The following is a 21,717-nucleotide window of genomic DNA, read 5'->3' on the forward strand; positions in this document are numbered from 1 at the left end:
GTGTCTTCCAGACAGATAAAAAGGGTAACTCGAGGCCCGCAACCGCAGGCCTCGGCATGAGATGTTCAGCGTCTATAGCCTAGCGCTGTGAAAAGGCACGTTAACGCTGCCAGGCAATGAGACCGACCTCCAGCGGGACCTCCAGCCCAGTGGCGCCATTGACGATCACGCGCGCGGTATAAGCCTGGGCAGGACGATCATCAGGTACCTCGGCGCGATAGATCAAAACACCTCCGGACAGTGCCATCGGGTCGATCACCATGTCCTGAATATCAGCGGGCGCGCCCTCCAGACCTTCGGCATACAGCTGCACGCGTAGTTGGCCCGGGGACAGTCCATCAAGGTCCATGTGTAACGTTGCAGCGTAGTGGCCCATCTGCTGGTGCATGTCCAGATGCAGAAAGCGGATATGAGCCCAACGAACATTCAGATCCTCGCGTTCACGAGTGAGTTGCACGGCCAGTCGGCTTTCATCAGCCGCGCGCGCCCGGTAGCCCGTGGCGGCGGGCAGATAATAATGTTGGGTGTAGTCGCGCACGGCCCGGTCGGCGGAAAACTGTGTCACCAGCGCTCCCATGCTGCAGCGCATGCGCCGGATCCATTGCCTGGGAATGCCCTCTGCATCGCGCTCATAAAAAGCAGGCACCACCTCATCCTCAAGCAACGAATAAAGCTGGGTAGCGTCGACACTGTCGTAATCGTCAGCATGCTCGGCACCATCGCCAATCCCCCAGCCCACCTCCTCTGAGCATGCTTCGGCCCACCAGCCATCGAGCTGGGACAGGTTCAGCCCGCCGTTGGCCAGGACTTTCATCCCACTGGTGCCGCTGGCTTCCCACGGACGGCGTGGGGTATTGACCCAAACATCGACCCCTTGCACCAAATGGCGTGCTACGCGCATATCGTAGTCTTCGAGGAACGCCACACGCCCGTTAACCTCCGGACGGCGAATAAACGCATGCCAGTCACGAATCATCTGCTGCCCGACGATGTCGGCCGGATGCGCCTTGCCGGCGATCAGTAACTGCACTGGCCGGGTTGGATGATTGAGAATACGCAGCAGCCTGTCGGGGTCCTGTAACAACAGGTTAGGCCGTTTATACGAGGCAAAGCGCCTGGCAAAGCCCAGCGTCAAAACCTGCGGGTTGAACAGGGCACCCGCCGACTCAATGGCCTCCAGCGAGGCTCCGTGAATGGCCTCGCTGCGCGCCAGACTCGTGCGGACGAACTCGAACAACAGCGTCCTGGCCTGCTGGCGCAAACGCCAGATCTGCCCGTCGTCGACCTGCTCCAGTAACTCGCTGACCCGCGACTCACTGGTGCCGCGCCAAGGCAGATCGCCCCCGTGCAAGGCTTGCCAATGCGACTCGGCCTCGAGTGATACCCATGTCGGCAGATGAACGCCATTGGTCACGTACCCGACCGGCACGGCATCGCGGGGCCAGCGTGGAAACAGACTCTGGAAAATGTGGCGGCAGGTTGCCCCATGCAGACGGCTCACTGCATTGACCGCACCTGCACAACGCATCGCCAGGAACGCCATATTGAAGGGTTCTTGCGCATCATCAGCGTTCTGCCGTCCCAGCGCCAGAATGGCCGACAAAGGCTGACCCAGCTCAGTTTCGACATAGCGCCCCATGTATTTGCTGATCAGCTCCGAGGGGAAACGGTCGAAACCGGCCTCGACCGGTGTATGGGTGGTGAACACATTACCGGCACGGGTGGCGGTCATCGCGACATCGAACCCGACCTTGTTCGCCTGCATGTAGCTGCGGGCCCGTTCAAGCACCGCGAAAGCGGCGTGGCCGTCGTTTAGATGACAGACATCCGGCGTGTAACCTGCGGCCTCCAGTAAACGCCATCCACCAATACCCAACACCACCTCCTGGCGAAGACGCATCTCCACATCGCCGCCATACAGCTCACCGGTGATCAGCCGGAACGGGGGTGGATTGGCCGGGTCGTTACTGTCGAGCAGCAACAATTTATTACGGCCCACCGTTGCCTGCCAACCCCGCACCCAGACCGTCAGACCTGGCAGTTGCACGGACAGACGTAACAAACTGCCATCGGGGCGCAACAAGGGCTCCACCGGCAATTGGCGCGTGTCATTGACCGGGTACAACGCTTGCTGGTCACCCTGAAAACCGATTTCCTGACGAAAATACCCTTGCTGCCAAAGCATGCCAACAGCCACCACCGGAACACCCAGGTCGCTGGCGGCTTTCAACTGATCGCCCGCGACATTGCCCAACCCTCCCGAGTAAATCGGCAGTGCCTCGCTGAGCATGTACTCCATGGAGAAGTAGGCCACTTGATGCAAATCAGCGTCAGGCTGTTCGCGCTCGAACCATGAGGGCTGAGCGAGGATATCCCGATGGATCTCGGCGATGCGGGTAACCCGCGCATGAAAATGACTGTTGCCCAGCAGGAGGTTGATCTTCTGGTCGGAAACCGCATTGAGCACCACACAGGGATTATGGGTCAGTTCCCATAATTCATGGTCGAGACTGCGCCAGATATCATCATTCAGACACGACCAACGGATGGACTGATCAAACGCCAGTTGGCGCAGGGTTTGAAAGCTCGGATCAAGATCGTTGCAAGGAGACTGCATGGACTGGCCCTTATACGAACTGGGGACAAACTGGGGTCCGGCCACACCTCAAGCGTAACCGGATGTCGAAACCGCTCAGGCATCGGTAAAGAGCTGGCCTCTTACATGCCCCTTGGCTAATGGCGGCGGGCTGTCAGGCTGGCTGAAGTCAGCGGTCCAGTGCCAATTGCGTATCTCTGGAAGGTCCTCGAAGTGCTCGCGAATGTACGTGTGATGCTTGCGCAACTGGCTTTCGAAATAACTCACCGCATCCTGGCTATGAGCACACAGGCGCGGCACATGGCTCAATGCGTCGATAGCGAGTTGGTAGCGACTCATCTGATTAAGCACCACCATGTCAAACGGTGTGGTCGTGGTGCCCCGATCAGAGAAACCACGAACATGGAAGCGGGCTTCGTTGGCCCGGCCATGCACCATGGAGTGGATGACCCAGGTAGAACCATGGAAGGCGAACATCACCGGTGCATCACGGGTGAACAAGGCCTCAAACGACCCATGATCCATACCGTGGGGGCGCGTTTCCGGGTTGCTGAGAATGCACAGGTCCACGACATTGACCAGCCGTACGCGGATGCCGGGGACATATTTCTGCAGCAGCCATGCCGCCGCCACCGCCTCGGTGGTCGGTACATCGCCAGCGCACGCTAACACCACATCGGGATCGTCACCCTCATCGCTGCTGGCGAAATTCCAGATCGATGCGCCTTGAGAGCAGTGTTTCAGCGCAGCGTCGAAATCCAGCCACTGGAAATCCGGCTGCTTGCCGCAGGTCACCACGTTCACGTAATTGCGGCTGCGCAAGCAGTGATCGAACACGTTGACCAGGCAGTTGGAGTCCGGCGGGTAGTACACCCGCACCACGTCGGAACGACGTTGCAACACATTGTCGACAAAGCCCGTGGACTGATGACTGAAACCATTATGGTCGTTGCGCCAGGCATGGCTGGTGAGCAGCACATTGAGCGAGGCCAATGGGCGGCGCCACTGAAACTCGCGACTCTGCTGCAACCATTTGGCATGTTGCGTCACCATGGAGTCGACGACTTGGGCGAAAGCCTCATAGGTCGACCACATGCCGTGGCGCCCCGTAAGCAAATAACCCTCCAGCCAGCCCTCGCACAAATGCTCGCTGAGCACCTCCATCACCCGGCCATTGGGCGCGAGGTGATCGTCGATCTCGAGTACCGGTCCCGTAGCCGTTCGGTTGGTGGCTTCAAACACCGCATTGAGTCGGTTGGAATTGGTTTCATCCGGCCCGAACACGCGGAAGTTGGTGGGGTTGAAGCGAATCACGTCACGCAGGTATTCGCCCAGCTTGCGCGGCGCCTCAGCGATCACTTCGCCTGGCCCCGGCACTTCCAGGCCATAGTCGGCAAAGTCTGGCAGGTCTAGCGCGGTCAGCACTCGCCCGCCGTTGACGTGAGGAACAGCGCCCATACGCAACGCGGCCGGCGGGGTCAGTGCCTGCAGTTCAGGCACCAGCGCACCGTTGTCATCAAACAACGTCTGTGGCGAATAGCTGCGCATCCAGGCCTCGAGCTGGGCCAAGTGTTGTGGATTCTGGATCACATTGGCCAGTGGCACCTGATGCGCGCGGAATGTGCCTTCGACCGGCAGACCGTCGACCACCTTCGGCCCGGTCCAGCCTTTAGGGCTGCGCAAAATAATCATCGGCCAACGCAAACGCTCGACCAGCCCCTCGTTCCGCGCACGACGCTGGATGTCACGTATGCTGGCGTAAGACGCATCCAGGGCCGCCGCAAAACGTTGATGCATGCCTGGCAAATCGTCGCCCGCGACAATAATCGGTTCATAACCGCGTCCACGGTACAGCTCGACAAGGTCGGCATCGTCTGTGCGCGCTTCCACGGTGGGGCCGGAGATTTTGTAACCATTGAGGTGCAAAATCGGCAACACCGCACCATCGTCGCGGGGATTGAGAAAACGGATGCTCTTCCAGCTGCCCTCCAGTGGACATGTCTCGGCCTCGCCATCACCAATCACGCAGGTCACCAGCAACTCGGGATTGTCAAACGCAGCGCCGAAGGCATGCACCAGCGAATAACCCAGTTCGCCGCCCTCATGCAGGGAATTGGGCGTGTGCGGACCACAGTGGCTGGGCACGCCACCTGGCGTGGAGAAACTGCGGAAAAACCGCAACATGCCCGCCTCGTCCGGCGTTATCTCAGCGTGCACCTCGCTGTAAGTGCCCTCCAGCCAGGCGCAGGCATTGAGCGTAGGGCCGCCATGCCCGGGTCCAGAGATATAGACCATCTCGACATGCTGCTCGCTGATGAGCCTGTTCAAATGCACGTAGATGAAGTTCTGCCCCGCCGATGTTCCCCAATGTCCCAGCAGGCGCGGCTTGATGTGCTCGGCAGTCAGGGGCTCGCGCAACAGCGCGTTGGCCTTGAGGTAGATCTGCCCGACACACAGGTAATTGGCGGCGAGCCAGTAACGATGCATACGATCAAGCAGGTCGGCGGAGAGTGGACCGACGTCGTTAAGTTCAGGCGACGCGATCGGTACGGCTGACGGGTTATCAGCGCTGGACAGCAGCGGGTTGAAAATATACATAACGACTCCATAGGACGGCGTTGTAGACGTTTCCGCAACAGCAGGTCGATTGCAAACAGACTGCCCGGGAGCCGTCTGACTGTAGAAGACAGTTGCACATTGTCTACTACCCTTCAGTGTTCCTTGATTATCAAACCGATAGCTTTTCGCCGACTGGCTGAGGGCTTCCGTCCTTCATAAAACGTCGGGAAACAGTACCGTACAATGTCCAACCCAACATCGTCACAATGCCACCCAGCATCATCGCGTCTGCACCGGCGCTGAAGAGTGCGTAGTAACTGTAGGCTGCGGCAATGTAAGCGACAATATTAGCCAGTAACGCCTGGCGCGGGGTTACGTTTGCGGCTTGTTGAATCGTCATCAAGGCCGCCATGGACATCAGATAGGGGACCAGATTGGTCACCACCGCCAGATTAACGAGTCGGTCGAACTGCCCACTCAGGTCCGGGCTGATGGTCATCAACGACAACGCTGTCTGGCATGCCAACAAGACGAGCATACCGGCGACAGGCGTATCGGTCTTGGTCACCTTGCCGAAGATTTTCATGAAGTACCCGACATCCGCCGAGCTCTTGAACACTTGGCCAATGGTGAACTGCCACCCCAATAACGAACCAATACAGGCCACAATCATCAGGCCCATGACAATGTTGCCCACCAGAGGCGTAAACATCGTGGCAAACGCCAGACCAAAGGGTGCCGTCGAGCTGACCAGCTCAGCATTGGGAATCATCCCCGCAATCACGTTGGTCGAGACGATGTAGATCACTGCTGAAGCCAAGGTTCCCCCCAGCACGGCGATCGGCACATTACGCTCCGGGTTCTCGACGGCATCGGTGTTGGCGCATGCGGACTCGAGCCCCAGGAAAGCCCACAAGGTGATCGAGATCGAGGCCCCTACTGCTTGCATAAACGGCATGTTATGGGGGTTCCAGGCCGCTCGATAGGTTGAGAAGTCGAACCAGAACCAGCCGATTATCGAAAGGACGACAACCGGCAGGATGACCCCCCAAATGGTGACGTTACCAATCCGACCAGTGATCCTTGCCCCCCCGAAGTTGGCAAACATCGTGACCCAGAGCAGCGCGACAGCGGCCATTGCAGTGGCAACCGGTGATAGCGATGTTTTGAACAGGACGACTGAATAGCCCACTGCCGTAATAGCGATTGCAATGTTGGCGATCAGCAGCGACACGCCATACGTGTAGTTGGACATGAAGTTGCCCGAACGCCCGAACGCGTACTCCGCATACCCGCCCATACCGCCAGCCTTACGGCTGAAGCGCCCGCACTTGGCAAACGCATAAGCCAGTGCCAATGAGCCCAGCGCGGTCACGATCCAGGAGAAAATCGATATCGTCCCGACCTGCGCCAGTTTGCTCGGCAGCATGACAATGCCCGACCCAAGCATGTTGACAGCCGTCAGCACGGTCAGCTGCACCACACTCATCTTTTTAACTGCAGTTCCCATGTTCCACCCCTTTTACAGCCCGAAACGACGACATGTTTAATCGATACGCCTCACCGGTTGGTGGGCGTCCACGGTGATGAGTCGTTACTGCTTGAGCACGTAGCCATAAGCCCGCAGGCGGCCATCGTCTTCTTGTTTCAGGTACACGCCCTGCAATTCTGGGGTGAACCCCGGGAACTGATTAATAGCGTCCTGGAGTGCGAGGAAGTACTTCAGCGCCGCACCGTCCCAGACCTCACCGGGCACCACGCACAGTACGCCTGGCGGATAAGGCAACGCGCCCTCTGTGGCGATACGCCCTTGCGCACTTTCCAGAGGAATGAGCTCAACGTTGCCACGGATGAACTCCAGGTTGGCGTCGCGCGGGCCCATTGCGATTGCGGGCATGTGCGACTGCCGGAACATCTCTTTCTGCAACTGTTTGACGTCATGCTGCGCATACAGGTTGTGCATTTCCTGACACAACTGAACGATGGTGTAGTCTTTATAACGGGCTTCGTGCGCGGCATAAATACCGGGCAATACGCTGCTCAACGGCGCGTCGTCTTTGATAAACCGCTCGAACCGGGCGATCTGAGCCACCAAGTGGTGCATCTTGGCCTTGTCTTCGGCGGGCGTAAGCAGAAACAGAATCGAGTTCAGGTCGCTTTTTTCCGGCACGATCCCGTTCTGACGCAGGAAGGTCGCCAGGATGCCGGCATGGATCCCGAAGCTTGTGTATTGGCCGGTGACTGCATCAATGCCCGGCGTGGTGAACAACAACTTGCACGGGTCAATGAAGTATTGCTGCTCGTTATACCCTTCGAACGCATGCCAGCGTTCATCGGGGTGAAACATGAAAAACTTGAGGTTGCTGGCAATCTCGTCGGTGGAATAATCCTGCCAGTATTTGCCATCGATAGTCGGCGGCACGAACGGCCTGATCAATGTGCAGTTGTCCATCACCATTTTGCGCGCCTCAATACCGGCGCGTACGCACTCGCTCCACAAACGCAGGCCGCTGCGGCCGCTGTGCATGCGGGCATTGACATCGAGCGAGGCAAACAGTGGATAGAACGGACTGGTCGACGCCTGCGCCATGAACGAGTTATTCAGGCGATGGTGATTGCAGTAGCGATCCTGCCCTTTAATGTGACGGTCTTTTTTGTGGATTTGCGATGCTTGAGAGAAACCGGCCTGTTGTTTGTGAATCGATTGCGTCACAAAAATGCCGGGGTCATCAGGACCCAGCTCCAGCAACATTGGCGAACAGTCGCGCATCATGGGAATGAATTGCTCATAGCCCACCCATGCCGAGTCGAACAGAATGTAGTCGCAGAGATGGCCTATCTTGTCGACTACCTGACGGGCGTTATAAATCGTACCGTCGTAGGTCCCCAACTGAATCACCGCCAGCCGGAACGGCCTTGGTGCAGCGGCTTTTTCGGGCATGATTTCCTGCAGACGCTCACGCAGGTACGTTTCGTCAAAACAGTGCGCGTCGATACCGCCGATAAAGCCGTAGGGGTTGCGTGCTGTTTCCAGATAAAGCGGCGTGGCGCCCGCCTGGAATAAAGCGCCTTGATGCACCGACTTGTGGTTATTTCGATCGAACAGCACCACATCCCCAGGCGTCAGCAGCGCATTGGTCACGACCTTGTTCGACGCCGAGGTGCCATTGAGGACAAAGTAAGTTTTATCCGCGTTGTAAATCTGAGCCGCACGTTGTTGGGCGGCCAGCGCCACGCCTTCGTGGATCAACAGATCCCCCATCTCCACATCGGCGTTACAGCGGTCGGAGCGAAACAGCGTCTCCCCAAAAAACTCAAAGAACTGACGCCCGGCAGGGTGCTTGCGAAAGAACTGTCCGCCTTGGTGCCCTGGGCAAGCAAACGTTGAGTTGCCACGCTCCTCATAGCGTTTGAGTGCACCGAAAAAGGGGGGAAGCAGATTGTCCTCATACCGCCGGGCAGCGGTTTCCAGCTTGTCGCCATAGAACTCGGCCTTGTCACTGCCCAAATCGAATACGCCACTGATCTGTAACAACACATCTTCAATGCCGGGGAGCGTGTTACGAGAGAACTTGTCCTGCGCGGTAACTGCAAAAAAAACAGGAATATCGAACCCGGAATTACTAATCACCTCGATCATTCCATTGCGCACGTCTTCCGTCGTGAGAACGGCGGCGGCAATGTCGGTCAAATCGGTTTGATCAAAACCCACAACCTGTCGCGAGGTCAGAAAACAGGCCTGTGCAGCAACGCTGGAAGCCACTTTCAACTGCTTCATCGCTTTCTCCTTATACCGTTGTGTTGTCAATCCATTCGTATCCGCGGGCTGACAGACAACCGCTCGGCAACTCAGGAATGGAACGTACAGGGAGTGGTTAATTCAATAACTTTCAGTTTTCTTATTTGCCGCCCGGAATTCGGCGCTGGCGTGCAGCAATTGCAAGGTATGACGTGCAATTACGTTGTCTTCATCGGTGGGAATTACCCAAGCTGCCACCCGGCTGTCAGGGTGCGACAGGCGAGGGCCGTGCTTTTGGTTTGCAGGTTCATCCATGTCCAGCCCAAGCCAGGCGCAGCCCTTTAGAATGGCGGCTCGCACGGCGACCGCGTGTTCGCCAATGCCGCCGGTAAATACCAGCGCGTCAAGCCCGCCCAATACGGCAGAAAACGCCCCTATTTCGCGCACGATGGTACGCACATAGACATCAATGGCCTCTTTGGCTTCAGGGGCTTGGCTGGCAGACAGTTCACGCATGTCGCTGGAAATTCCGCCAGAGACGCCTAACACACCACACTCGTGATAAAGCAAATGCTCAAGCGCCTGGACCGTCATGCCTCGCTCGCGCAAGAGGTACAGCAGGATGCCGGGATCCAGATGGCCTGGGCGAGTGCCCATAAGGATGCCGTCCAGCGTGGTAAAACCCATGCTGGTGGCGCGGCTGAGTCCCCCGTGCAAGGCACACAAACTTGCGCCATTACCGAGGTGGGCGACGATGGTCCGACCCGCCGCCGCACGCGAATCGTAGCCCGGCAAGACACTGGCAATGTATTCGTAGGAAAGACCGTGGAACCCATAACGACGTATGCCCTCCTCGCTCAAGGCACGAGGCAGTCCATACAGTGTTTCCAGGCGATCCAGAGAGTGGTGAAACGCAGTATCGAAACACGCCACTTGCGGCAGTCGAGGGTGTTCGCGCGCCAAGTACCGCACCGGGGCCAGACACAGAGGCTGATGCAAGGGTGCGATCGGTATCAGCGCTTCCATTTCGCTCAATACCGTCGCATCGATCAAGGCGGCGACCTGCTTTCGTTCGCCTCCGTGAACGATTCGGTGGCCCGCGGCAGCAAGCGTGTCACCGGTGTAGCGTTCGATCCATTCAACCAAACGACCCAACGTCTCGTCGGTGACCGACTCATCCGTCTGCGGCCACTGCTCCTCGACATTCACGTCACTGGCGACCTCGCGAAAGCGTAACCGGTATACGTTGCCCTGCCTCTCCAGGCTGCCATGACCGCGGGCCACGGGCTGCCCTTGATCATCCAGCCTGGATGGGTAGATGGAAAACTTGATGCTTGAAGAACCTGCGTTCATCACAAGCAACAAGCCCTCGGTGGACGGGCCCAATGAGACGCGTGCCTGATCATCCATACGATTTCCTTAGTATCGGGCAGTGATCGAAGACGCTTTATTGAGACAGAATCACTTTTATAGCCTTTTCTTTGGCCGCGTTGGCAAACACCTCATATGCCTCAAGAATGTTGTCTAGTTTGAAGCGATGAGTGATGAGCTGGCCCGGCTCGATTTTTCCGGATTGCACCGTTTTCAATAACATCGGCGTGGTATTGGTGTTGACTAGGCCGGTGGAGATATTGATGTTTTGAATCCACAGTTTTTCCAGGTGCAGCTCGACACTTTTGCCATGCACACCCACGTTGGCAATATGCCCGCCCGGAGCAATCACTTGCTGACAGGTATCGAAGGAGGCAGGAATGCCCACGGCTTCGATGGCAACATCCACACCCACCCCATCGGTCAATGCGAAGATTCGATCGACAGCATTCTCCACGTTGATGTCAATGGTGTGAGTGGCGCCGAATCGCTTGGCAACTTCGAGCCGATTTGGATCGGCATCCACCACAATCAGGGTGGCAGGAGAATAAAACTGGGCAGTGAGCAATGCCGCCAATCCGACCGGACCCGCGCCCACGATGACGACTGAATCGCCCGGTTTGACCTTGCCCGACAGCACACCGATCTCAAAACCGGTGGGCAAAATATCGCTCAACATCACCAACGCTTCTTCATCGGCGCCAGCAGGAATCGGGTACAGGCTGTTGTCTGCGTGCGGAATGCGTACCTGTTGTGCCTGGGTACCGTCAATCAAGTGGCCGAGAATCCAGCCGCCATCAGCACAGTGCGAATACAGCTGACGCTTACAGTTGGCGCAACTGCCGCATGAGGTGACACACGAAATCAGTACGTGATCGCCCTTCTTGAAGTTACGGACAGCCGAACCAACCGCCTCCACGACGCCCACGCCCTCATGGCCCAGCGTCCGTCCTTTTGTGACGGCAGGAACATCACCTTTAAGGATGTGCAGATCAGTACCGCAGATGGTGGTGTGCAGGATTCGCACAACAGCATCAGTAGGCTTTTCGATGATAGGGTTTGCTTTGTCCTCCCAGGATTTCTGGCCAGGACCTTGATAAACGAGAGCTTTCACTTAATGTCACTCCTCAGCTAAGGCGTAAACCATCACATTGGGCTCCCTGTCGGCACGTCAACCGGGGCTGGCACTTTCTAAACGTCAACGCCATTAACGGGGCAAACCTCACCCCTTTTGTCGACCCGAAACCCGAATTTCATGTGCAGCATAGGCTGATATTTATAACAGGCTGAATTTTGCGTCGGTTGATCTGGGTCAGTGAACCGCCCGCCTCCAAAAACCGGACTGCTCGCGGCGTTGCACCGGGTCCACTATCGTCTGCGGGATGTTTGTAGCGTTGGCCAAGACTAAACGCAGGCCTCGGTTTGTGCCCAAACGCAACGCGCCACGACAAGGCGTGGCGCGTTGCTCTATCAAGATAGACGATCAACAGCAGCGGGGAGACTGCCCGTTGCCGCCGCCGTAACGCGCCTCCTGACGTTCACGAAAGAACGCTTCGTAGGTCATCACCGGCTTATCGGGGTGGGTGATCTGCATATGCTCGACGTAATTATCGTAGTCAGGCATGCCCACCATCAGGCGGGCGGCCTGGCCGAGGTATTTCCCGAGTCGACTCAGGTCATTGAACATAGGCAGCTCCTCCGTTGAAACCCAGGCTCATCGTGCGTCTGGCAGCGCCTGGAATGGCGCTTCTTTATCCGTACGCTCTTTGGTGCCCCACGCCGCCACACCGACCTTGATCGCATAGAACAGGATGCTGAACACCACGAACAGGAACAGCGCAGTCAGGGTAGCGTTGGTGTACGCGTTGAAAATCACGTGCTGCATCTGATCGATAGTCTTGGCCGGGGCCAATACCTGACCCGCATCCAGCGCCGTGCGGTACTTGGTCGCCAAAGCCAGAAAGCCAACCGCCGGGCTCGGATCGAACAGCTTGATGTAGCCGGCCATGGTGGTGCAGATCAGCAGCCACACCGCTGGCAGCAGGGTGACCCATATGTAGCGTTGGCGCTTCATTTTGATCAGCACGACGGTCGCGAGCATCAGCGCGATACCGGCCAGCATCTGGTTGGAGATGCCGAACAGCGGCCACAAGGTGTTGATCCCGCCCAACGGGTCGATCACGCCTTGATAAAGCAAGTAGCCCCACATCGCGACGCAACCGCCAGTCGCGATCAGGTTGGCAGTCCAGGATTCAGTACGTTTAAGCGCCGGTACAAAGGTACCCAGCAAATCCTGGAGCATGAAACGACCGGCTCGGGTCCCCGCATCCACGGCGGTGAGGATGAACAGCGCCTCGAACAGAATCGCGAAGTGGTACCAGAACGCCATGGTGTCTTTGCCCGGCAGTACCTGGTGCAGTATCTGCGCGATACCGACCGCCAGGGTCGGCGCACCGCCAGCACGGGCCAGCACAGTGGTTTCACCGATGTCTTTAGCCACCGCAATCAGCGCGTCTGGAGTGATGGCAAAGCCCCAACTGCTGACGGTTTGCGCAACCGTGACCGCGTCGCTGCCGACAATCGCTGCAGGGCTGTTCATCGCGAAATACACGCCCGGATCAATCACCGAAGCCGCCACCATGGCCATGATCGCCACGAAGGACTCCATGAGCATCGCGCCGTAGCCGATGTAACGGGAGTTGGCTTCACTGTCGAGCAGCTTCGGCGTGGTACCCGACGCGATCAACGAGTGGAACCCGGACACCGCACCGCAGGCAATGGTGATGAATAGGAAGGGGAACAGCGCGCCTTTCCAAACCGGACCGGTGCCGTCGGTGAACTGAGTCAGCGCGGGCATTTTCAGCTCAGGCGCAATGATCAGGATGCCAATTGCCAACGCAACGATGGTGCCGATTTTCAGGAACGTCGACAGGTAATCCCGGGGTGCCAACAACAGCCAGACCGGCAATACCGCCGCGACGAAGCCGTAACCGACCAGCATCCAAGTGATTTGTATGCCGGTGAAGGTGAAGGCCTTGGACCAGACCGGGTCCGCAGCAATCTGCCCGCCGGTCCAGATCGACGCCAGCAGCAAAATCACACCGATCAGCGAGATTTCGCCAATGCGACCCGGACGGATGTAGCGCATGTAGACGCCCATGAACATCGCAAGCGGGATCGTCGCCAGCACCGTGAACATGCCCCATGGGCTGTCCGCCAACGCTTTAACCACGATCAGCGCCAACACCGCAAGGATGATGATCATGATCAGGAAGCAACCGAACAAGGCAATGGTGCCGGGCACACGGCCCATTTCTTCACGCACCATCTCGCCCAGGGAGCGACCGTTGCGCCGGGTGGACAGGAACAGAATCATGAAATCCTGCACCGCACCGGCGAACACCACACCGGCAATCAGCCAGAGCGTACCGGGCAGATACCCCATCTGCGCCGCAAGCACCGGGCCGACCAGAGGGCCGGCGCCAGCGATGGCGGCAAAGTGGTGACCAAAAAGGATATGTTTGTTGGTCGGCACATAGTCCAGACCATCGTTATTGACGACCGCAGGGGTGGCGCGATTAGGGTCCAGCTGCATCACTTTGGTGGCGATGAACAAGCTGTAATAACGGTAGGCAACCAGATAAATCGCCACGGCGGCGACCACGATCCAGAGTGCGTTGATGGCTTCACCGCGGCGCAGCGCGACGACACCCAATGCAATTGCCCCCAAGCAGGCAACGGCGAACCAAGCAAGATGTTTGGTCAGTCGAGTCATTGTGGGTCTCCTGCCGAGGAACATAGCCCTGCGGCGATAGTTGTTATTGTTATGCCCCGTAAAAAAGGGCTTAACTACTATCCGCGCACTACGCGGGTATAAACATCCGCAGTACTACTAAGACTTCTACGTAGAACTACGCGGGTCAATTGCCGCCTTACGCGGCTACCATGTGCCGTCAAGTCGTTCGACAATCGGTGTCTAGCCCTCTTTAGGCAAACCCGTCAGCCTGGATTTCACTCGTCATGCAACTCAAATACAAAATCGTCGCCCTCGGCATCCTGCCCCTGATATTGGCCGTTGGGGTCATCAGCGCGCTGGTCATATTCCAAAACCAGCGTCTGGGTGAACAGCAGGCGCAGCTGATTGAAGACAGTATTCTGGCCAGTAAACGTGCGGAGCTGAAAAACTACGTAGAAATGGCGATGAGCGCGCTTGCCCCGGTGTATGAGAGTGGTCGGGACGATGAGCAAACCAAGCAAAAAGTCCTTGATGAGCTGGCAAAGCTAAGTTTTGGCATCAACGGCTATTTCTTCGTCTATGACCATAACGGCCGCAGTCTGATGCACCCCCGTCAGGCCGCGCTGGTGGGCCAAGACTTGTGGAGCATGACCGACCCCCATGGGTTACCGGTGATTCAGGCGTTACTAAAAAGCGCGCAGTCCGGCGACGGGTTTCAACATTACGCATGGGAAAAGCCCTCGACCGGACAGGTCACCGACAAACTGGCGTACGTCGTGATGCTCGACCGCTGGGGCTGGATGCTCGGCACCGGGATTTATCTTGAGGACGTCGAGCGCGCCACCCATCAGGCTCGCGAAGAAGTCGCCCGAGGCATCTACACCACCATGCTCGCTATTGGTGTCGTAGCCCTCGTCGCCGTGTTGCTGGTCTTTGCGTGCGGGCTGACCTTGAACGCCAGCGAACATCGTCTAGCCGATAAAAAGCTGCAAGGTTTGACTCAACGCATTGTGAGTCTTCAAGAAGAAGAGCGATCACGGCTCTCGCGTGAACTGCACGACGGCATCAGCCAGGTGTTGGTTTCAATCAAATTTCAGTTTGAACTGGCCGCCCTTGAACTCGAGGCCGGACGCGAAAAAGGCCAGGACATCCTTCGTCAAGGAATAGGTCGGCTTGCGGATGCAATCGGCGAAGTTCGGAGCATTTCTCATGATCTTCGCCCTTCGTTGCTTGACACGCTGGGGCTGGCCGCCGCCGTCGCCCAGTTGGTGACAGAGTTCGAACTGCGAAGCGGTTTGACCCTTCACTATGAAAACAACCTCGGCGACGTCCAACTGGTCGATGGCGCCCCCGTGGCACTTTTCAGGATCCTGCAGGAGGCGCTGACCAACATCGAACGTCACGCCAAAGCCAATAACGTATACATTGATCTGGAGGGTGATCCGGCCCAGGTCAGGCTATCGGTATGCGATGATGGCGTCGGGTTCAATATCAATCGGCTTGAAGAGATCCACGGTGGGATCGGCTTGCGCAACATTCGCGAGCGCGTCGATCACTTCAACGGCCACTTCAGTCTGTCGTCGATCCCTGGCAGAAGTGAATTGATCATTACCCTCCCCACCCGCCTTCGCTCACTCGCGTAGTGCTCATAACAACAAGCCAAAAACAACCCTGAAAACAACCAGAGCGCGATCATGAACACCTCATACCCCATCCGTATTGCGTTGGTGGACGATCACTCTTTAGTGCGTGATGGCATACGCGCATTGCTGGGTGTCCGGCCTTCCTTCGACGTGGTCGGCGAGGCCGAGAATGGGGCCCAGGCACTCGATCTTTGCGGCCGTGTTTCACCCGACATTCTGCTGGTCGACATCGGTTTGAAAGACATGAATGGCCTGGAACTGACACGACTGCTGCGCATTCAGTACCCGGACATCAAAATCCTCATTCTGAGCATGTATGACAACCATGAGTACATCGCGACCTCCATTCGAGCAGGCGCCAGTGGTTATGTGCTGAAAAACGCCCCCTCAAAGGAAATCATTGCGGCCATCGAGGCGATCGCCACAGGCGGGACGTTTTACAGCGCCGAAGTGGCCCTCAAACTGGCCACCAGGAAACCAGATGAAACCGAACTCACTCCGAGGGAAAGCCAAGTGCTCATCGGTCTGGCGCAGGGTTTGAACAACAAGACTATTGCCCGGGAACTTGCTATCAGCGTGCGCACGGTCGAAACCCATCGTTTGAGCATCAGGCGCAAGCTCAAGGTCGACAAACCGGCAGGTCTGGTTAAATACGCGATGGAGCACGGCCTGCTGTCCCGCTGAACCTGTGCGTCAGTCCATCGTAACCGTGCGCAAGACGATCAGCCCTGCCAATAGAACATTGCCTTGGCCAGGATCACGATCCCGACCATGTGGCAGAACAGACTGATATGAATAACGCGCGAGTAACGTGCATTCATACGCCCGCTTCTCAGCAAAAACATGGCCGTGAGAAAGTGCCCCAATACGCTGATGGCAAGCAGAATTTTCAGCGCAAGCAAGGTACCGAAAGAAGACGCCAGCGGCGTGGCCAGAAGTGGCAAATAGCGCTGCCAGACCATGCCCAGCCCGGCGCCGAACAGCGTCAGCAAGACCCATGGCATCAGCTTTCGAGCGCGCAGAGCAATGCCTCGCTCGACCAGAATCATCGCCTTGGCCGGTATCTTCTTGAGGACGCTCTCGAGGATCAACACTTCGAAAAACACCGTGCCAATGAAGATCAGAGCAGCGAACAGGTGCAGGGTCAGCAGGATGGGATAGCTCATGGTCTTCTCGGGTTCAGGTCGGCAGAATTTCACGTGGCCCACGACGGGTGGTGCCGCCCGCAAAAACAAATACAGGATCTCTCCCCAGGCACGATAGCGTCCTGTCCTGAGTCAAGAGTTCTGCGCTCAACGCAGCTTCAGCGGGTCCACGATCCCGGCCACTATGGCCATGCCCACCAGATCTGGCAGGTGGTCGGCCTGCATGCGCTTCATGACCCGAGACCGGTACAGATCCACAGTTTTTGCGCTCACACCCAGTTGCTCGGCGATTTCGCGGGTGGTGTAACCCTGCACCAACGGCAGCAACACATCGCGCTCGCGGGGCGTCAGCGTGAGCAAGCGCGCCTGCAATTGTGCATGACCCTGGCTGCCGGAGCGGCTTGCATCGAAGCTGCCCAAGGCCTGCTGCACACTGTCCAGCAACAACTGTTCGTTGTATGGTTTTTCGATAAAGTCATGAGCGCCGGCTTTGAATGCGCGCACCACAATCGGCACGTCTGCATGGCCACTGACGAAAATGACCGGCAGGTTCAGTTCACGCGCGCGCATTTCTTCCTGCACATTCAACCCGCCCATGCCGGGCATGCGCACATCCAGCAGCACGCAGGCGTTGAGTTGGGCGTCACACGCGTCCAGGAAAGCGAGGCCACTGGTAAACGGCAGTGCTTTGAGGCCCACCGACTCCAGCAACCAGACGGTCGAGTCGAGCATGCCCTGATCGTCATCGACCACATAGACCACCTGCTCCGCGACACTCGTCATTCATTCACTCCTGATATTATTTTTAGGGGACCAACAAGCGGCAAGTAGCAGCGCATCAGTAGTCCGACCGATACGCGCCGGGCCTGCAATTCACCGCCGAAACCTTCAATAATGCTGCGACTCATGGACAGCCCCAGCCCCAGCCCATCGACTTTGCTGGTGTAAAAAGGGGTGAATATCTTCTCCAGCTCGGCCTCGCTCACGCCTGGGCCCTGGTCGTGCACACTGATCTCCACCCGCCCGTCACTGGCCAGGTCCGCAGCGAGCACAATCATCGAAGGCTGCCCCCGATGAGACTCACGATTGGCGTCGATGGCATTGCGCAGCAGATTGAGCAGCACTTGCTCCAGCAGTACCCGGTCGGCATAAACGGGCGGCAGATTATCCGGCAGTTGCTCCTCGATAGTCACTTGGCAATTGCTCGCCTCCCACGCACACATGCGCACCGCCTCCCGAGCGACCTCGGCGACATCAAGGGCCTGCATACGCCGCTGGCCCTTGCGCAGGAAGGCGCGCAGACGCTTGATCACTTCCGACGCGTGATTGGCGTGCAGGGTAATCCGTTCCAGACCCTGGGCTACCCGTTCGGCAGCCTGAGGGTTGGTACCCAGTGCCTGTAAATAACGCTGGCTGGCATTGGCATAGTTGACCACCGCCGCCAACGGCTGGTTGATTTCGTGGGCAATGCCCGAGGCCAGCTCACCCAGTGTCACCAAACGCGCGGTGTGCGCGAGTTCGTCTTGGTGGTGACGCTGTTGCACGTCGCGCAGCTCACGCTCGGTCATGTCCCGCGCTACCAGTGAGTAATAACGCTCGCCCCCGGCCGGCCGGTGAGCCAGGAGCACCAGCGATACTGGCACCGAAGGGCCGCCGCTGGGTGGCTGAAGCCGTGTTTCCAGGTTCCAGGAACCGTCGCGCTCGGCGGTGCTCCAGCCCTCCCGTTGCAGACGCTCCAGGTCATCGCTGGCAAAGAACTCGCTCAGGGCCGGCATCGGCTGCTGCTCGCCCAGACGCAAAATACGTCGTGCAGCAGGGTTGAGGTAAGTGACCTGACCACTCGGATCGATAAACAGGACCGGGTCAGTATTGGCCTCTACCACTTCAGCCAGTCTTCGCTTGTTCTCTTCAGCCTCGACCCGAGAGGTGATGTCACGCGAAACGCTGACTACCTCGACCACCGTACCGGTGTAAGTCTCTCGAATCGCACGGCAGGCGGTCTCGAACCAAAGGTAATGCCCGGCACGGTGGCGGATGCGGTACGTCATGGTGTGATAACCATCCTGCTCCAGGGCGTCCCGCGCGCGCTGCACCAGACTGGCCAGATTCTGGGCATGGAATAGACCGTGGGCAGGCAGCCCACGCAACTCTTCAGGCCAATACCCGAGCAAGGTCCAGGAAGCCGGCGAGGCGTCGAGAAAGTATCCCTCCGGTGTGTGCCGGGAAATAAGATCAGTGGTGTTCTCGATAATCAACCTGTACAACCGCCGCGCCTTGGCTGCCTCACGTTCCGCCAACACTTGCGCGGTAGCTTCCCGACAGCGTGCCAACACGCGGTTTTCCTGTAAGTCGGGAATAAATGTCCAGATCAATATTCGCTCTTCAAACTGTGCCTCGACCCCTTCAATGGCACGCTGCTGTTCGAGACAGGCGCGGACCAGCACCTGTTGGTTTACCGGCAAAAAACCCGACACGTCGGTCAAAGGCCGCTCGGCGAGCAATGCCAACAGAGCCGCATTCAACTCCAGCGGCCGACCCTGCGCATCCAGCAGCAGACTCGGTTGCGGGTCATGGCCCAGTAGCGGCGAGCCACGCAGCACCCCGTTGACGGTACTCAGCAGTGTCGTCAGCAGATCCTGCACCCAGCCCAGCCAGTCCAGGCTCACCCCTTCGCACACTTCCACCAACAGCAGCCCCGCCTGCCCCGGCTCCAGCGCCAGATCAAATACCTGGCCATAGCTGATAGCCGCACGGCGCAGACGGCCAGACAGCCAGCAATCGAGTTGACGGACCTGATCCAGATCGAGCCGCCCTTCGTCGGCCAGACGCTCGAATAATAACTGGTCACTGGCCAACAATGGGTCTCCCAGACCCGGTGGCAAATGCTGAGCGGCGCCTTCATGGCTATAAATTCGCGCCTGTGGCTGCCAACTCAAATACACCGCCTGACGCACTTCGGGACAGTCCTGAAACGCGCGGCACAATGAGTCGGCACGGGCAGCCAGAGGCACGCCCTCACATTGCAGGCGCAACCAACTGTGTAATCGAACGGGGGTTGAGGTCATCGCAGCTCCTTGTAGCGGACGCCAAGCATATACGCGCCTTACTAGCAGGGCTGTATCCATTTAGTGCAAGATGAAAAACGTATAGTATTTTTACTATACTACTCAGGTAGTACTTCCATATCAGATGGCAATTAGCATATAAGGTGCGTCGGATAATCAACTGACCCTACGAGCAATCTGAACGGTCAGATATAGAGCTAATAATCAGCCACCGAGTACCCGCCACATGTCGATCTTCGAGCAGGGGTTAGCCCCTTCGGCTGTCAATCATATTGCTTTGTCGCCGCTCAGCTTCATTGAGCGCACTGCCAGCGTCTACCCTGACTACCCCGCCGTGATCCACGGTTCGATTCGTCGTACCTGGGCGCAAACCTATGCGCGATGCCGTCGTCTGGCCTCGGCGCTGGCCGGTCGCGGCATTGGCAAGAACGATACCGTGGCCGTGATGTTGCCTAACATCCCAGCCATGCTTGAGGTTCACTTTGCAGTGCCAATGATCGGCGCGGTGCTCAACCCGCTCAATGTGCGCCTGGATGCCGAAGCGATTGCCTTCATGCTCCAGCACGGCGAGGCCAAGGTGCTGATCACTGACCGCGAGTTCCATGACGTGATCCGCGCCGCCATCGGCATGCTGGACCACCCGCCGCTGGTGATTGACGTCGATGACCCGGAGTATGGCGAAGGCCAGGCCGTCAGCGACCTCGATTACGAAGCGCTGCTGGCCGAAGGTGATCCCGCGTTCGCCTGGCAATGGCCGGACGACGAGTGGCAGGCGATTGCACTGAACTACACTTCCGGCACCACCGGTAACCCGAAAGGCGTGGTCTACCACCATCGGGGCGCTTACCTGAACTCGCTGGGCAACCAGATGATCTGGAACATCGGGCACCACCCGGTTTTTCTGTGGACCTTGCCGATGTTTCACTGCAACGGCTGGTGCTACCCGTGGATCGTCACTGCGATGGCTGGCGTGCATGTGTTCTTGCGCCGCGTCGACCCGCAGAAGATTCTGACCCTGATCCGCGAGCATCAGGTCACCCACTTCTGTGGTGCACCGATCGTGCTCAACGCTCTGGTCAACATGCCTGAGTCGGCGAAGGCTGCCATTGATCACCCTATCAATGCCATGGTCGCAGGCGCCGCGCCACCGGCCAAAGTGATCGGCGCCGTGGAAGAGATGGGCATCAAGGTCACCCACGTCTACGGCCTGACCGAGACCTACGGCCCGGTCACGATTTGTGCCTGGCATGCCGAGTGGGATGAACTGCCGCTCGATGAGCGTGCCCAGGTCAAATCCCGCCAGGGTGTGCGCTACCCGACGCTGGAAGGCGTGATGGTGGCCGACCCGAAAACCCTGGAACCTACACCACGCGACGGCCAGACCATCGGCGAGATCTTCATGCGCGGCAACACGGTGATGAAGGGCTATCTGAAGAACCCGACCGCCACCGCAGAAGCTTTCGAAGGCGGCTGGTTCCATACCGGCGACCTGGCGGTCTGTCATCCCGATGGTTATGTAGAGATCAAGGACCGGCTCAAAGACATCATCATCTCGGGTGGCGAGAACATCTCCACCATCGAGCTTGAAGGCGTGCTCTACCGCCACTCGGGTGTGCTGGAAGCGGCCGTGGTTGCACGCCCCGATGAGAAGTGGGGAGAAACGCCTTGCGCGTTCATCACCCTCAAGGCCGACCACCAGAACGTTCGCGAAGCCGACATTATCAGCTTTTGCCGCGAGCATCTGGCAGGGTTCAAGGTGCCGCGCACCGTGGTGTTCACACTGCTGCCGAAGACTTCTACCGGGAAGATTCAGAAGTTCCTCCTGCGGGACATGGCCAAGAACCTTTAGTCCTTGCCCCTTTA

The 21,717-nt window shown here is 58.0% G+C and carries 14 protein-coding genes; 3 read left to right on the forward strand and 11 right to left on the reverse strand.

Translation table 11 applies throughout. The features are described from left to right. Positions 1-100: 100 nt before the first annotated feature. The 8 genes from glgP to RGU44_RS08565 all read right to left on the reverse strand — a co-directional run bounded on the left by glgP (position 101) and on the right by RGU44_RS08565 (position 14,040). Positions 101-2,617 (reverse strand): alpha-glucan family phosphorylase, encoded by a 2,517-nt coding sequence (glgP, locus tag RGU44_RS08530; protein WP_322178957.1) that lies wholly within the window; start codon positions 2,615-2,617, stop codon positions 101-103. A 75-nt stretch (positions 2,618-2,692) separates the two neighbouring features. Next, positions 2,693-5,194: a phosphoketolase family protein gene (locus RGU44_RS08535; protein WP_322216637.1), complete on the reverse strand. Its 2,502-nt coding sequence runs from the start codon at positions 5,192-5,194 to the stop codon at positions 2,693-2,695. A 130-nt stretch (positions 5,195-5,324) separates the two neighbouring features. Continuing rightward, positions 5,325-6,665, reverse strand: a complete 1,341-nt coding sequence (gene potE, locus RGU44_RS08540) for a putrescine-ornithine antiporter (protein ID WP_322216638.1) — start codon at positions 6,663-6,665, stop codon at positions 5,325-5,327. Between the two features lie 84 nt (positions 6,666-6,749). After that, positions 6,750-8,933 carry an ornithine decarboxylase gene (locus RGU44_RS08545; RefSeq protein WP_322178954.1) on the reverse strand — a complete coding sequence of 728 codons (2,184 nt, stop codon included), beginning with the start codon at positions 8,931-8,933 and terminating at the stop codon, positions 6,750-6,752. Between the two features lie 102 nt (positions 8,934-9,035). Further along, positions 9,036-10,304: an acetate/propionate family kinase gene (locus RGU44_RS08550; protein ID WP_322178953.1), complete on the reverse strand. Its 1,269-nt coding sequence runs from the start codon at positions 10,302-10,304 to the stop codon at positions 9,036-9,038. Positions 10,305-10,341: 37 nt separating this feature from the next. Then, positions 10,342-11,379: a zinc-dependent alcohol dehydrogenase family protein gene (locus tag RGU44_RS08555; RefSeq protein ID WP_322178952.1), complete on the reverse strand. Its 1,038-nt coding sequence runs from the start codon at positions 11,377-11,379 to the stop codon at positions 10,342-10,344. Between the two features lie 369 nt (positions 11,380-11,748). Further along, the gene (locus RGU44_RS08560; protein ID WP_322178951.1) at positions 11,749-11,952 is read right to left on the reverse strand and encodes a YbdD/YjiX family protein; all 204 of its coding nucleotides are present in this window, start codon (positions 11,950-11,952) and stop codon (positions 11,749-11,751) included. Between the two features lie 27 nt (positions 11,953-11,979). Further along, complete coding sequence (locus tag RGU44_RS08565; protein ID WP_322178950.1) at positions 11,980-14,040, reverse strand: carbon starvation CstA family protein; 2,061 nt, start codon at positions 14,038-14,040, stop codon at positions 11,980-11,982. 245 nt (positions 14,041-14,285) lie between these two features. Here RGU44_RS08565 and RGU44_RS08570 point away from each other — a divergent pair, with 245 nt between their 5' ends. After that, positions 14,286-15,644 carry a cache domain-containing protein gene (locus RGU44_RS08570; RefSeq protein ID WP_322178949.1) on the forward strand — a complete coding sequence of 453 codons (1,359 nt, stop codon included), beginning with the start codon at positions 14,286-14,288 and terminating at the stop codon, positions 15,642-15,644. Positions 15,645-15,695: 51 nt separating this feature from the next. Next, positions 15,696-16,328, forward strand: a complete 633-nt coding sequence (locus RGU44_RS08575) for a response regulator transcription factor (protein WP_322178948.1) — start codon at positions 15,696-15,698, stop codon at positions 16,326-16,328. Between the two features lie 38 nt (positions 16,329-16,366). On the opposite strand, the gene RGU44_RS08580 is transcribed toward RGU44_RS08575, so the two are convergent. The 3 genes from RGU44_RS08580 to RGU44_RS08590 all read right to left on the reverse strand — a co-directional run bounded on the left by RGU44_RS08580 (position 16,367) and on the right by RGU44_RS08590 (position 19,854). After that, complete coding sequence (locus RGU44_RS08580; RefSeq protein ID WP_322178947.1) at positions 16,367-16,810, reverse strand: hypothetical protein; 444 nt, start codon at positions 16,808-16,810, stop codon at positions 16,367-16,369. A gap of 126 nt (positions 16,811-16,936) precedes the next feature. Beyond that, a complete protein-coding gene (locus RGU44_RS08585) occupies positions 16,937-17,572 on the reverse strand; it encodes a response regulator transcription factor (RefSeq protein WP_219059954.1) in 636 nt (211 codons plus the stop codon). Further along, positions 17,569-19,854, reverse strand: coding sequence for a PAS domain S-box protein (locus tag RGU44_RS08590; RefSeq protein WP_322216639.1), 2,286 nt, complete (start codon positions 19,852-19,854; stop codon positions 17,569-17,571). Before RGU44_RS08590 ends, RGU44_RS08585 begins: the two co-directional genes overlap by 4 nt. A 226-nt stretch (positions 19,855-20,080) precedes the next feature. Between RGU44_RS08590 and RGU44_RS08595 the strand changes: the two genes are divergently transcribed. Further along, complete coding sequence (locus RGU44_RS08595; protein ID WP_322178945.1) at positions 20,081-21,703, forward strand: acyl-CoA synthetase; 1,623 nt, start codon at positions 20,081-20,083, stop codon at positions 21,701-21,703. Positions 21,704-21,717: the final 14 nt, after the last annotated feature.

It is taken from the genome of Pseudomonas sp. 5C2, from assembly GCF_034314155.1.
In the GTDB taxonomy this organism is placed as follows: Bacteria; Pseudomonadota; Gammaproteobacteria; order Pseudomonadales; family Pseudomonadaceae; genus Aquipseudomonas.